The sequence below is a fragment of the Achromobacter sp. SLBN-14 genome, from assembly GCF_006715415.1.
Lineage (GTDB): Bacteria > Pseudomonadota > Gammaproteobacteria > Burkholderiales > Burkholderiaceae_B > Achromobacter > Achromobacter mucicolens.
Window position 1 is genome coordinate 1,728,812 of the sequence record NZ_VFNE01000001.1, and the last position, 12,648, is coordinate 1,741,459.

The window sequence follows — 12,648 nt, forward strand, 5'->3', positions numbered from 1 at the left end:
ACCTCGCTCAGGAAGACTTCCTCACACGGAGATACCACTCGCACAGCAGCCTGACCTGCTTTTCCGTGTAGCCCTTCTCCACCATCCGGTCGACGAAGCTCTGGTGTTTCGACTTGTCCTCGGCCGAGGCCTTGGCGTTGAACGAAATCACCGGCAGCAGGTCTTCCGTGTTCGAGAACATCTTCTTCTCGATCACTTCGCGCAGCTTTTCATAGCTGGTCCAGTTCGGATTGCGGCCGCTGTTGTTGGCGCGCGCCCGCAGCACGAAGTTAACGATCTCGTTACGGAAGTCCTTCGGATTGGCGATGCCCGCCGGCTTCTCGATCTTTTCCAGCTCATCGTTCAGCGCGCTGCGGTCGAAGCTTTCGCCGGTTTCAGGATCGCGGAATTCCTCGTCCTGGATCCAGCAGTCGGCAAACGTCACGTAGCGGTCGAAGATGTTCTGGCCGTACTCGGAGTAGGACTCCAGGTAGGCGGTCTGGATCTCCTTGCCGATGAACTCCGCGTAGCGCGGCGCGAGGAAGCCCTTGATGAACTCCAGGTAGCGCCGGCGGATCTCGTCGGGATAGTCTTCGCGGCCGATGCGTTGCTCCAGCACGTACATCAGATGCACCGGATTGGCGGCCACTTCGGTCTGGTCGTAATTGAAGACGCTGGACAGGATCTTGTACGCGAAACGCGTTGAGACCCCGGTCATGCCTTCGTCTGTGCCCGCATAGTCCTTGTATTCCTGCAGCGCCTTGGCCTTGGGATCGACATCCTTCAGGCTTTCGCCGTCGTAGACCCGCAGCTTGGAATAGATGCTGGAATTCTCGGGCTCCTTCAGGCGCGTCAGCACCGAGAACTGCGCCATCATGTCCAGCGTTCCGGGCGCGCACGGCGCTTCGGACAGCGAGCTGTGATGCAGCAGCTTCTCGTAGATGCGGACCTCTTCGGAAACCTGCAGGCAGTAAGGCACCTTGACGATATAGATACGGTCAAGGAACGCCTCGTTGTGCTTGTTGTTGCGGAAGGTCTGCCACTCGGATTCGTTCGAGTGCGCCAGGATCGTGCCGTTGAACGGGATGGCCGAGAAGCCTTCCGTGCCCTTGAAGTTGCCTTCCTGGGTGGCCGTCAACAGCGGATGCAGCATCTTGATCGGCGCCTTGAACATTTCCACGAACTCGAGCAGCCCCTGGTTCGCCAGGCACAACCCGCCCGAGTAACTGTAGGCGTCGGGGTCGTCCTGCGAATGGCGATCGAGCTTGCGGATATCCACCTTGCCCACCAGCGACGAAATGTCCTGGTTGTTCTCGTCGCCCGGCTCGGTCTTGGCGATGGCGATCTGGCGCAGCACCGAAGGGTTCAGGCGCACGACGCGAAACTTCGAGATGTCGCCGTCGAATTCCTTCAGGCGCTTGACTGCCCACGGCGACATGATGCCGGTCAGGTAGCGCTTCGGAATGCCGTATTCCTTTTCGAGCATGTCGCCGAACCGTTCGGGATGAAACAACCCGAGCGGCGATTCGTTGACCGGCGATCCCTTCAGGGCGTAGATCGGAAAACTTTCCATCAACGCCTTGAGCCGTTCCGCGATGGACGACTTGCCGCCGCCCACCGGCCCGAGCAGATAGAGGATTTGCTTGCGCTCCTCCAGTCCCTGCGCGGCATGCTTGAAGAACGCGACGATCTGTCCGATCACGTCCTCCATGCCGTAGAACTCCTGGAACGCCGGATAGCGTCGGATGGTCCGGTTGGAAAACAAACGGGAAAGACGTGGGTCGTTGCGCGTATCCACGATCTCAGGTTCGCCGATCGCGGCCAACATGCGCTCAGCGGGGCTGGCGTAGGCCATGGGATCGCGCTTGGCGAGGTTCAGATACTCCTCGAGCGAGAGCTCCGATTCCTGCTCTCTTGCATACTGCGACTTGAAGCCTTCGACGATGTTTTGCACGGAAACCTCCTACAACACGCGAAAAATTCAATACGTCCCTACATGCCCATTGTGCATCAGCGCCTGCGAATTACTAAACAACTTCGCTGTCGGCGTTTTCGGCAGGTCGTTATGTTGCTTTCGCCACACATCAACCATAAGCACGATCGGACCCTTTCTGTTTAGGCTGCACCCCTCGGATACAAGTTCCGTCAGGGATTGCAACGTTGGTGAGCAAGTTCGCTCAGTCGTTTTCAGCATAGAGCCGCATATAGCGTGCCCGACGCAGCCGCACATGAAATGCTCGGCAATGAAATGACGGAATGAGCGATATCCAATGGATTCTTATGAGCCGGGGATAAACCCGAAGCGTCCGCCATGCGATCGCAGCGAACGTGCTGAACGGCGCTTTGCGTCTTCGTTCAGTGTCGTGCCGGTCGGTGTTGAACTGCGCCGATTCGCGGCACGGGAATCCGTGGTGACGAGGGCGCGCGGCGGCTGTGCGGGGGGTCCGTGAGCGCGTAGCGCCAAGTCATGCGTCTTATGCTAAGCCTGTGACCGTCTCGTGGCAATTCATTTTGTGCGAATTGCGCGTGAGCGTAATCACGCGAAACACGATTGACGCCGCGCATGTCGATGCCGGTCATGCAATACGGCACTTCACATCGGCAGCGCCGCGCCGCCGAGACGCAGGCAGCGCGCGGCTCTACGAGGATTGGCAGCCGAACGCCCGGAGTGCTAGCAGCGGTTTTGCTACGACAGCGCGGGCAGCGCCACGCTTTCCATCAATTGGCGCCACGTGCCGGCGACACGCGCGCGAACGCGTAGATCCGCACCCACGCGCACGGCATCGGTGAATTCATAACGCCGCGCGGCGTCCAGATGTTCCAGCATCGGCAGGCGCACCATGCCGGCCGCGTCGCCCAGCAGCACCGGCGCCAGATACAGCAGCAGTTCGTCGACGCAGCCGGCGGAAACCAGCGCGCCGCTCAGGCCCGCGCCAGCCTCGACGTGGACCTCGTTGAACTGCTCGGCAGCCATCCAGCGCATCATCGCGGGCAGATCGACGCGGCCCGGTTCCGTCCCGGGCAAGCACACGACACGCGCGTTCTTGTCCGCCAGGCGCGCGGCCTTTGCGGCGTCCTCGCGCGCGGTGAACACGATGACTTGCGCACCGTCGAAAAGCCGCGCGGTTTCGGGGATCTCGAAACGGCCGTCCACGACGGCCTTGCGCGGCTGGCGCGGCGTCTGGACGTCGCGCACGTTCAGTTGCGGATCGTCCTTCTGCACCGTGCCCATGCCCGTCAGGACGACACAACTGCGCGCGCGCCAGCGGTGCCCGTCGGCGCGCGCCTCAGGACCCGTGATCCATTGCGACATGCCGTTATGCAGCGCGCTGCGGCCGTCCAGCGACGCCGCCATCTTCATCCACACCCACGGCAGGCTGCGGCTCATGCGCGAGATGAAGCCGGCGTTCACCGCCAGCGCCTCTTCGCGGCATACGCCCGTCGTCACCGCGATGCCGGCGTCGCGCAGGCGCGCCAGCCCCTGGCCGTTCACCAGCGGATTCGGATCGCCCATTGCGACCACCACGCGCGCCGGCCGCGCCGCCAGTACCGCATCCACGCAAGGCGGCGTGCGGCCGAAATGGCTGCAGGGCTCCAGCGTGACGTACAACGTGGAACCTGCCACCGACTCGCCACGCGACTGCGCATCGCGCAGCGCGCAGATTTCGGCATGCGGGCCGCCTGGCGGCTGCGTCGCGCCCTCGCCCAGCACGCGGCCGTCACGCACGATGACGCAGCCGACCCGGGGGTTGGGCGCGGTGGTCGTCATGACGGTCTGCGCCAGCGCCAGCGCGCGTCGCATCCAGAAGAGGTCGTCGGAGTCGCGGGAAATGTCCATGCCGGCGATTGTATGTCCGCCGGCGCCGTCCCGCCCGGCTTTGCCCCCGTGCCGCCGCGCCAAGAAGCGGATGTCCGTTTTGGGCCGTACGTAGTCTCGGATCGCGCTCGCCGCCGAGCCGGTTCGGAGTAAAAATAGCGCCGTACCCCTTGAATCCTTGGCCAGGAGGCCCGGAAATGAAACAGGCACTTATCGTTATCGACGTACAAGACTCTTTCCGCCAACGTCCGTTTTGGGACGAATCGGAGTATCCGGCGTTCATTTCGCAGATTCAGGCCCTGATCGACGGCGCCCAGGCCCAGGACATTCCAGTGCTGCAGGTGTTTCACACCAGCCCGTCCGATGATCCCGCGAACCCCTTTTCGCTCGCCTCCGGACACGTCAAGACGTTGAAGGAACTGCGTATTGCTCCGACCGCGGTGTTCCACAAGACGGTCCATTCGTCGCTCTACGCGAAGGATGAAACCGGCGCCACGTTGCACGACTGGCTGCTCAAGCACGGCATCGAAGGCATCATCGTGGCTGGTATCCGCACCGAACAATGCTGCGAAACCACGTCGCGCCATGCCAGCGATGCCGGCTTCAAGGTGGTCTTTCCGACTGACGCCACGCTGACCTTCGCGATGCAAAGCCCGTCGGGCAGGACCTACACGCCGGCCGAGATCCGCGATCGGACCGAGCTGGTGCTGCAAGGCCGTTTTGCCCGCATCGTCCGCGCCGCCGACGCGCTGGCCGTGTAACGCGCAGGCGGGAGGCGCAGATGGTTCCGGTGTACTTCGTGGTGCCGCGCGGCATCGTCCTCCTGGACCTCGCCGGTCCGGCGGAGGCCTTCCGCGTGGCCAACAAGCTGTGCCCGGGCACATTCACCCAGCATTTCTGCAGCCCCTCCCGCGACGTCGAAAGCGGCATTCCCGGCCTGCACCTGGCGCGCTTGCAGCCCCTGCCGGCCGTGCTGCCGGCAAACGCGCTGGTCATCGTCTCGGGCGTGGTGGGCAAGCACACGCGCCTGGACGATGAGGACGCGCGCGCCATCGTGGCGTGGCTGGCTGCCCGGCATCCGGCCGACGGCTTCACCTTGATGACGGTCTGCGCGGGCGCGCTGTTCGCGGCCGCGGCGGGGCTGACGCGGCAGCGCGAATGCACCACCCACCACACCTGCCTGGAAGAGCTCGCCGCCCTTGATCCCACCGCGCGCCTGCTGGACAACCGCATCTTCGTCGAAGACGGAAACCTCGTCAGCAGCGCTGGCATCACGGCGGGGATCGATCTGGCGCTGCACATGGTGGCGCGCCATTGCGGCCCGCGCGTGGCCAGCGAGGCGGCGCGCGACATGGTTGTCTACCAGCGCCGCGCCGGCTCGGACTCGGCCTTGTCGCCGTGGCTGGACCATCGCAGCCATATGCATCCGGGCGTACACCGGGTGCAGGATGCCGTCATCCGCGATCCCGCCGCCCCCTGGTCGGCCCAGTCGCTGGCGGACCAGGCGCACACCAGTGCCCGGCACCTGACGCGCCTGTTTCGCGAGCACGCGGGGTGCACGCCGATGGATTACCTGTATCAGATCCGCGTGGCGCTGGCTCGCGACCTGCTGCGCGACACCCGGCTGGACCTGGAACGCGTGGCGGAGAAGTCGGGATTTGGATCGGCGCAGCACATGCGCCGCGTGTGGCGCAAATTCCAGCCGCTGACGCCCAGCCTGATGCGCGGGGCGCCTGGCTAGTCCTTGCGCAACTTGCCCGGCAGCAGCGGGCCCTGCATCTCGCGGATGGCTTCGACGAATTCACCGATGTCCTCGAAGCTTTTGTAGACCGAGGCGAAACGCACGTAGGCCACCTTGTCCAGCTTGCGCAGCTCGTTCATGACGAGCTCGCCGATGTGTTCGGACGGCACCTCGCGCTGGCCGCTGGCCAGCAATTGCTCTTCGATCCGGGCGACGGCGGCATCCACGTCCTCCGTGCTGACGGGGCGTTTGCGCAGCGCAAGGCTCAGGCTTGCGCGCAGCTTGACGGGATCGTATTCGCTGCGGCTGCCATTGCGCTTGACGATCGACGGCATGGCAAGCTCCACCCGTTCGTAGGTGGTGAACCGCTTGTCACAGGACAGGCAGCGGCGGCGACGGCGGATGGCGTCGCCCTCTTCGGAGACCCGGCTGTCGACAACCTGCGTTTCGGCATTGCCGCAAAATGGACACCGCATGTGTGATCCCTAAAGGCGCTGGTGGCAATAATTGAGCATATTGTAACGACGGGCATGATGCAAAGCGTCAATTCGGACGACTGCCCTGCCGCGGCCGCTTGGCCGATTGCCAGGCAGGACGCCGCCTGCATGCCCAAAAAGAACAAGGGACGGCGTCTTGCGAAACCGTCCCTTTGCCCGATTCCCGTTCGCGGCGTGGCCGCGCCCGGGTCGCCCGCTTACTTCTTGCCGTAAACCGGCAGGCGCGAGGTCAGTTCATTGACCTTGGCGCGCACGGCGGCGATGTTGGCTTCGTCGCGCGGGTTGTCCAGCACGTCGGCGATCAGGTTGGCCGTCAGCTCGGCGTCGGCTTCGGTGAAGCCGCGGGTCGTCATGGCCGGCGTGCCCAGGCGGATGCCGCTGGTCACGAAGGGCTTTTCCGGATCGTTCGGGATGGCGTTCTTGTTGACCGTGATGTGGGCCTGGCCCAGCACCGCTTCGGCTTCCTTGCCCGTGATGCCCTTGGAACGCAGGTCCACCAGCATGACGTGGCTCTCGGTACGGCCCGAGACGATACGCAGGCCGCGCTTGACCAGCGTGTCGGCCAGCACCTTGGCGTTCTTGACGACTTGCTGCGCGTAGTCCTTGAACCCGGGTTCCAGCGCTTCCTTGAAGGCCACGGCCTTGCCGGCGATGACATGCATCAGCGGACCGCCCTGGATGCCGGGGAAAATCGCCGAGTTGATGATCTTCTCGTGCTCGGCCTTCATCATGATGACGCCGCCGCGCGGGCCGCGCAGCGACTTGTGCGTGGTCGAGGTGACGAAGTCGGCGTGCGGGACCGGGTTGGGGTAGGCGCCGCCAGCAACCAGGCCGGCGTAGTGGGCGATGTCGACCATGAACAGCGCGCCGTTTTCACGGGCGATGCGGGCCATGCGCTCGAAATCGATGTGCAGGGCGTAGGCCGACGCGCCAGCCACGATCAGCTTGGGCTTGTGTTCCTTGGCCAGCTGCTCGACCTGGTCGTAGTTCAGGACTTCGTTTTCGTCCAGGCCATAGGAGATGAAGTTGTACAGCTTGCCCGAGGCGTTGACCGACGCGCCGTGCGTCAGGTGGCCGCCTTCGGCCAGGCTCATGCCCAGCACGGTGTCGCCCGGCTTGAGGACCGCCATGTACACGCCCTGGTTTGCCTGCGAACCCGAGTTGGGCTGCACGTTGGCGGCTTCGGCGCCAAAGATCTGCTTCAGGCGGTCGATGGCCAGCTGTTCGACCACGTCCACGTATTCGCAACCACCGTAGTAGCGCTTGCCCGGGTAGCCTTCGGCGTACTTGTTCGTGAGCTGCGTGCCCTGCGCTTCCATGACGGCGGGGCTGGCGTAGTTCTCCGAAGCGATCAGCTCGATGTGCTGCTCTTGGCGCTGGTCTTCCTTCTGGATGGCGGCCCAAACGTCCGGGTCAGCCTTGGACAAGGTGAGGTTGCGGTCAAACATGACGGGGGTTTCCTGAGGCGGTAATGGAAAAGAAACGGCAGATAAGAAAACGGCGTCGGGCGGGTAAACCCGGAGAATGCTGAGTAGTTTACCCCGTCGCGCGGGATCATTTGCGCTTAAAACCACCGGAACCGCGCCAAATTCCGGCGCACGGGCGCGAAAACCACGGCTTGCCCACGCGGCCGGAAACGGCACTCATGCCGACTTGAGAAAGTTTCATGCAAGGGTGTTCACGCCACGGCCAACGGTGTGACCGGCCGCGCCGCGGCCTGCCGCCATGAAAAAGGGCCGCACTGGGCGGCCCTGCGTACATCTGGCTGAGCGTCAGGCCGACGTGGCCCCGATTTGCTTGGGCGCGAGCCGGGGGTTCAGCGTATAGGTCCCGGTCAGCGACGCCTTCGCCAGCACGTGCTTCTGGATCGCCCGCAGCGCGTCTTCGCCCGTGAACGAGCCCTGCAGGTTCAGGCTGGGCACGTCCAATGCATACAGGGTGAAGATGTAGCGATGCACCAGGGCATCGTTCCAGGGCGGGCACGGACCGTCGTAGCCGAAGTACTCGCCGCTCATGTCGTGGTCATTGGCGAACCACGACGAGTAGGAGTTGATGCCCTGGCGCGCGTCCATGGGCGCCAGCGGGCCACCCTTGCCGCGCGGCGTGATGCCGTTGGAGAACGCGCCTTCGTCGATCTCGCGTAGGTCGGCCGGCAGGTCCACCAGCACCCAGTGGAAGAAATCCACGCGGGCCAGGTCGGCGGGCACTTCGCGGCCTTCCTGGTTGACGTCGTCTGGGCGCGAGGGCACATCCGGATCGTGGCAGATCAGTGCAAACGACTGTGTGCCCGCGGGGACGTCGTCCCAGGAAAACTGCGGGTTGAAGTTATCTGCCAGCGCGACGTGCGATTGCGCATCGATCTTGCCGAATGCGTAGCGCTCGGGAATCGACTCGTGATCGGAAAATGACAAACTCGAAAGTTCCATGTCGTGCTCCTGTAAATGCCGCAAAGGCGCTCTGCCCCTGTCTGTACCCTGAGCGTATCAAAACTTCGCAATTACGGGTTCAAGTTAACACGGGCAAACTTTCGCTTGCCCACCTGAACGACGTAAGTCCCGGCCGGCAATTGCAACGATTTGTCTTCCACGCGATCGCCATTGACGCGCACCCCGCCCTGCTCGACGTTGCGCTGCGCTTCCGACCCGGAGGCGACCAGACCCGCTTCGCGCAACAGCTTCAGGATGCCCACCGGCGCGCCGCCGATATTGACCTCGGGCATGTCGTCGGGAATCGCGCCGTCGCGGAAACGCGCCTCAAACGAGGCCAGCGCATCGTCGGCGGCCTTGGCGGAATGAAAGCGCGCGATGATTTCCTGCGCCAGCATCACCTTGGCATCGCGCGGATTGCGCCCGCCATCGATCTCTTGCTTGAGCGCCGCGATCTCCTCCAGCGAGCGGAATGACAGCAGTTCGAAGTAGCGCCACATCAGCGTGTCGGAGATCGACATCAGCTTGCCGAACATGGAATCGGGCGACTCCGAAATGCCGATGTAGTTGCCCTTGGACTTGGACATCTTCTCTACGCCGTCCGTCCCGACCAGCAGCGGCATCGTCAGGATGCACTGCGGCTCCTGTCCATACTCTTTTTGCAGTTCGCGCCCGACCAGCAGGTTGAACTTCTGATCGGTGCCCCCCAGCTCCAGATCTGACTTCAGCGCGACCGAGTCGTAGCCCTGCATCAGCGGATACAGGAATTCATGGACCGAGATCGGGATACCGCCCTTGAAGCGCTTGGTGAAGTCTTCGCGCTCCATCATGCGCGCCACCGTGTAACGCGACGCGAGCTGGATCATGCCGCGCGCGCCGAGCGGGTCGCACCATTCGGAGTTGTAGCGGATCTCGGTGCGGGCCGGATCCAGCACCAGGCTGGCCTGCGCGTAATAGGTCTTGGCGTTGGCCTCGATCTGTTCGCGCGTGAGCGGCGGGCGGGTGCTGTTGCGGCCGCTGGGGTCGCCGATGGTGGAGGTGAAGTCGCCGATCAGGAAGATGACGTTGTGCCCCAGGTCCTGGAGCTGGCGCATCTTGTTCAGCACCACCGTGTGGCCCAGGTGGATGTCCGGTGCGGTCGGATCCAGGCCAAGCTTGATGCGCAGCGGCACGCCGGTGGCGCGGCTCTTGGCCAGCTTGCGGGCGAATTCGGATTCGACCAGCAGCTCATCGCAGCCGCGCTTGGCTATACGCAGATCGGCTTCGACTTCAGGTGTAATGGGGGCTTCGGTGGGTGACATGACAGGGGGGCCAATGCGGCTTCAGCCGACAAAAAGGTGTAAAAAGTGACGAAAACTATCGTAAATTCTAGCCGAATCAGCTAGGATACCGGCCTAATCATACGCAACTGCCATATGTACGCAGTTGCGTTCGCTCTACATCCCTTGTTCACAAGATGCGCCCCCGCGCCAGCCCTTGCCCCGGAAACGGTGCGCGCGAGGGCCGTTCGTGTACCGCACCCTGCGAGTTCAAGCCACCTGAGAGGGTATTTTCACGATGAATCGTGGCCTCCACGAACTGGCGAGTGGCCTCAAGCGCAAAGTCGCTGCCGTATTTGCGCCCGTTGAGCCCAAGCCCCATCGCTCGGGACTTTTCCGCCGCACGCTTCTCGTCACCGCAATTGGTCTGTTCGCAGGCGCCGCCGCTCTCGGCATGGTGCAGCAACCCGACCGCACCGAACTCCCCCCCTCGCGCGTCATCCAGAGCATTCTGCCGCTGACCGCCGAGCAAGTCGAAGTCAGCACGCCCAGCGCCGCCCCCTACATCAGCGAAACCCGGATCCGTCCGGGCGACACGCTGTCGGCGGTGCTGCAGCGCCTGGAACTCGACGCCCCCAATCTCCAGTCGTTCCTGACCCACGACGCCAGCGCCCGCAGCATCTACAAGCTGTACCCGGGCCGCTCGGTGCAAGCCGCCACGGACGAAGCGGGCAATCTGGTGTGGCTGCGCTACATCCACACGCCCGGCAACGAGACCGACGGCCAGGTCGTGACGCGCATGCTGCACGTGGCCCCGTCCGGCGACGGCTACAAGGCCGAGGAAGTCACCGAAAGCACGGAACGCCAGACCCGCGTCGCGGTCGGCACCATCAAGTCCTCGCTCTTCGGCGCCACGGACTCGGCCGGCATTCCCGACTCGGTCACCATGCAGATGGCCGACATCCTCAGCGCCAAGATCGACTTCCTGCGCGACCTGCGCCAGGGCGATCAATTCCGCGTGGTCTACGAAGTGCGCTCGCACGACGGCCGCTACGCCGGCGCCGGCCGCGTGCTGGCCCTGGAATTCATCAACGGCGGCAAGACCTACAACGCCGTCTGGTTCAGCCCCGACGAAAAGACCGGCTCCTATTACGACTTTGACGGCACCAGCCTGCGCGGCGCCTTCCTGCGCACCGCCCTGAAGTTCAGCCGAATCAGCTCGACCTTCGGCATGCGCATGCACCCCATCCACAAGACCTGGACGGGACACAAGGGCGTGGACTACGCCGCGCCGTCGGGCACGCCGATCCACTCCACCGCGGACGGCACGGTCGAATTCTCGGGCTGGCAGAATGGCTATGGCAACGTGGTCATCGTCAAGCACCACGGCAAGTACTCGACCCTCTACGCGCACCAGAGCCGCATCGCCGAAGGCGTCACCAAGGGCTCGAAGGTGTCGCAGGGCCAACTGCTGGGCTACGTCGGTTCCACCGGCTGGGCCACCGGTCCGCACCTGCACTACGAGTTCCGCGTCGACAACCAGCCCATCGATCCGCTGTCGGTGGACCTGCCCGTGGCCCGCGCCCTCGAACCCGCGGAAGTGCGCGCGTTCAACCAGGCGGTTGGCCCCTACAAGCAGCAGATCCAATTGCTGACGCAGTTCCAGCAGACGCTGCCCGACGCGCTGACCAACGTGGCCAGCCGCTAAGGCAGGTCCGAAAAAACAGGCCCGCGCGCAGCGGGTGCGGCGGCGGGGCATCAAGCCCCAGCCGCCTTTTTCTTTGGAGGCGCCAGTGAATGCCACCCAGCCCATCCAGCAGGACCGCCGCACGCTCTACATTGGCCTGATGTCCGGCACCAGCGTCGACGGCGTCGACGGCGTGCTGACCCGCCTGGACGACGGCCAGGCGCCTCAGGTGCTGGCCAACGCCAGCCTCCCCATGCCAGAAAATCTGCGGCACGAGCTGCTGGCGCTGAACGAATCGGGCGGCGACGAACTTGCCCGCGCGGCGCTCGCGGCCAACGCGTTGGCGCGTGTCTATGCCCAAGCCGTGTCGGCATTGCTAGCGGATGCCGGCGTGGCCGCCAGCGACGTCAGCGCCATCGGCGCGCACGGCCAGACCGTGCGTCACCGCCCGGACCTTGGGTACACCCTGCAACTGAACGCACCCGCCCTGCTGGCGGAACTGACGGGCATTGCCGTCGTGGCCGACTTCCGTTCGCGCGACGTTGCCGCTGGCGGCCAGGGCGCACCGCTGGTGCCGCCGTTTCACGCCGCCATCTTCGGCGCCAGCCACGGGCGCGCCGTGCTGAACCTGGGCGGCATCGCCAACGTGACGCTGCTTGTGCCCGGGCAGCCGGCGCGCGGCTTTGACACCGGCCCGGCCAACGTGCTTCTGGACGGTTGGTGCCAACGGCACCTGGGCCGCCCTTACGACGCCGGGGGCCGCTGGGCGGCCTCGGGACAGGTGCTGGCGCCCTTGCTTGAACAACTCATCGGCAGCGAGCCGTGGTTCGGCCTGCCGCCGCCCAAATCCACGGGCCGCGATCTTTTCAACATGCAGTGGCTCGACGCCCGCCTGGCGGAATTCGACGGCGCCGCGCCCGCGCCGGAGGATGTTCAGGCCACGCTGCAGCGGCTGACGGCCAGAACCGTGGCGGACGCCATCGACCGGGCGGCCGCGGGCACGCAAGAAGTCTTTGTCTGCGGCGGCGGCGCCCACAACGCCGGCCTGATGCAGGAACTGGCGTATTGCCTGCAACGCCCCGTCCGCGCGACCGACGCCCTGGGCGTGCCTGCGCAACAGGTGGAGGCCCTGGCTTTCGCCTGGCTGGCGCACGCGTTCATGACCGGCAAGCCGGCCGGCCTGCCCAGCGTGACGGGCGCGCGCGGCGCGAGGATTCTTGGGGCGCTATATCCGGCCTGAGC

General features: G+C 64.6%; 10 protein-coding genes. 4 read left to right on the plus strand and 6 right to left on the minus strand.

All coding sequences use genetic code 11. From position 1 onward, the window contains the following. Window positions 1–7 precede the first annotated feature (7 nt). Entirely contained in the window at window positions 8–1,924 is a 1,917-nt protein-coding gene (locus FBY20_RS07950) for a PrkA family serine protein kinase (RefSeq protein ID WP_370458365.1), read from the minus strand. Window positions 1,925–2,665: 741 nt separating this feature from the next. Beyond that, window positions 2,666–3,817 (minus strand): bifunctional diaminohydroxyphosphoribosylaminopyrimidine deaminase/5-amino-6-(5-phosphoribosylamino)uracil reductase RibD, encoded by a 1,152-nt coding sequence (gene ribD / locus FBY20_RS07955; protein WP_174245393.1) that lies wholly within the window; start codon window positions 3,815–3,817, stop codon window positions 2,666–2,668. A 176-nt stretch (window positions 3,818–3,993) separates the two neighbouring features. Here ribD and FBY20_RS07960 point away from each other — a divergent pair, with 176 nt between their 5' ends. Together FBY20_RS07960 and FBY20_RS07965 are read left to right on the plus strand one after the other, a co-directional pair. Then, window positions 3,994–4,557, plus strand: a complete 564-nt coding sequence (locus FBY20_RS07960; RefSeq protein WP_142051290.1) for a cysteine hydrolase family protein — start codon at window positions 3,994–3,996, stop codon at window positions 4,555–4,557. Between the two features lie 20 nt (window positions 4,558–4,577). After that, window positions 4,578–5,537: a GlxA family transcriptional regulator gene (locus FBY20_RS07965; protein ID WP_056327846.1), complete on the plus strand. Its 960-nt coding sequence runs from the start codon at window positions 4,578–4,580 to the stop codon at window positions 5,535–5,537. Here FBY20_RS07965 and nrdR read toward each other — a convergent pair. From nrdR to tyrS, 4 genes are all read right to left on the minus strand, one after another. Beyond that, the gene (gene nrdR, locus FBY20_RS07970) at window positions 5,534–6,013 is read right to left on the minus strand and encodes a transcriptional regulator NrdR (RefSeq protein ID WP_056327845.1); all 480 of its coding nucleotides are present in this window, start codon (window positions 6,011–6,013) and stop codon (window positions 5,534–5,536) included. The genes FBY20_RS07965 and nrdR overlap by 4 nt on opposite strands. Before the next feature lie 218 nt (window positions 6,014–6,231). Next, window positions 6,232–7,482 (minus strand): serine hydroxymethyltransferase, encoded by a 1,251-nt coding sequence (gene glyA / locus FBY20_RS07975; protein ID WP_056327844.1) that lies wholly within the window; start codon window positions 7,480–7,482, stop codon window positions 6,232–6,234. Window positions 7,483–7,806: 324 nt separating this feature from the next. After that, on the minus strand, window positions 7,807–8,460 hold the full coding sequence (locus FBY20_RS07980; protein WP_056327843.1) for a YbhB/YbcL family Raf kinase inhibitor-like protein: 654 nt from the start codon (window positions 8,458–8,460) through the stop codon (window positions 7,807–7,809). A gap of 71 nt (window positions 8,461–8,531) precedes the next feature. Beyond that, entirely contained in the window at window positions 8,532–9,761 is a 1,230-nt protein-coding gene (tyrS, locus tag FBY20_RS07985; protein ID WP_056327842.1) for a tyrosine--tRNA ligase, read from the minus strand. 256 nt (window positions 9,762–10,017) lie between these two features. Here tyrS and FBY20_RS07990 point away from each other — a divergent pair, with 256 nt between their 5' ends. Together FBY20_RS07990 and FBY20_RS07995 are read left to right on the plus strand one after the other, a co-directional pair. Further along, window positions 10,018–11,427, plus strand: a complete 1,410-nt coding sequence (locus tag FBY20_RS07990; protein ID WP_056327841.1) for a peptidoglycan DD-metalloendopeptidase family protein — start codon at window positions 10,018–10,020, stop codon at window positions 11,425–11,427. A gap of 85 nt (window positions 11,428–11,512) precedes the next feature. After that, on the plus strand, window positions 11,513–12,646 hold the full coding sequence (locus FBY20_RS07995; RefSeq protein WP_142051293.1) for an anhydro-N-acetylmuramic acid kinase: 1,134 nt from the start codon (window positions 11,513–11,515) through the stop codon (window positions 12,644–12,646). The last annotated feature ends 2 nt before the right edge of the window (window positions 12,647–12,648 follow it).

What these genes read in the sequence shown, in the direction of transcription:
- ribD (WP_174245393.1), bottom strand. Translation starts at nt 3,817, where the DNA reads ATGGACATTTCCCGCGACTCCGACGACCTCTTCTGGATGCGACGCGCG.
- FBY20_RS07960 (WP_142051290.1), top strand. Translation starts at nt 3,994, where the DNA reads ATGAAACAGGCACTTATCGTTATCGACGTACAAGACTCTTTCCGCCAA.
- FBY20_RS07965 (WP_056327846.1), top strand. Translation starts at nt 4,578, where the DNA reads ATGGTTCCGGTGTACTTCGTGGTGCCGCGCGGCATCGTCCTCCTGGAC.
- nrdR (WP_056327845.1), bottom strand. Translation starts at nt 6,013, where the DNA reads ATGCGGTGTCCATTTTGCGGCAATGCCGAAACGCAGGTTGTCGACAGC.
- glyA (WP_056327844.1), bottom strand. Translation starts at nt 7,482, where the DNA reads ATGTTTGACCGCAACCTCACCTTGTCCAAGGCTGACCCGGACGTTTGG.
- FBY20_RS07980 (WP_056327843.1), bottom strand. Translation starts at nt 8,460, where the DNA reads ATGGAACTTTCGAGTTTGTCATTTTCCGATCACGAGTCGATTCCCGAG.
- tyrS (WP_056327842.1), bottom strand. Translation starts at nt 9,761, where the DNA reads ATGTCACCCACCGAAGCCCCCATTACACCTGAAGTCGAAGCCGATCTG.
- FBY20_RS07990 (WP_056327841.1), top strand. Translation starts at nt 10,018, where the DNA reads ATGAATCGTGGCCTCCACGAACTGGCGAGTGGCCTCAAGCGCAAAGTC.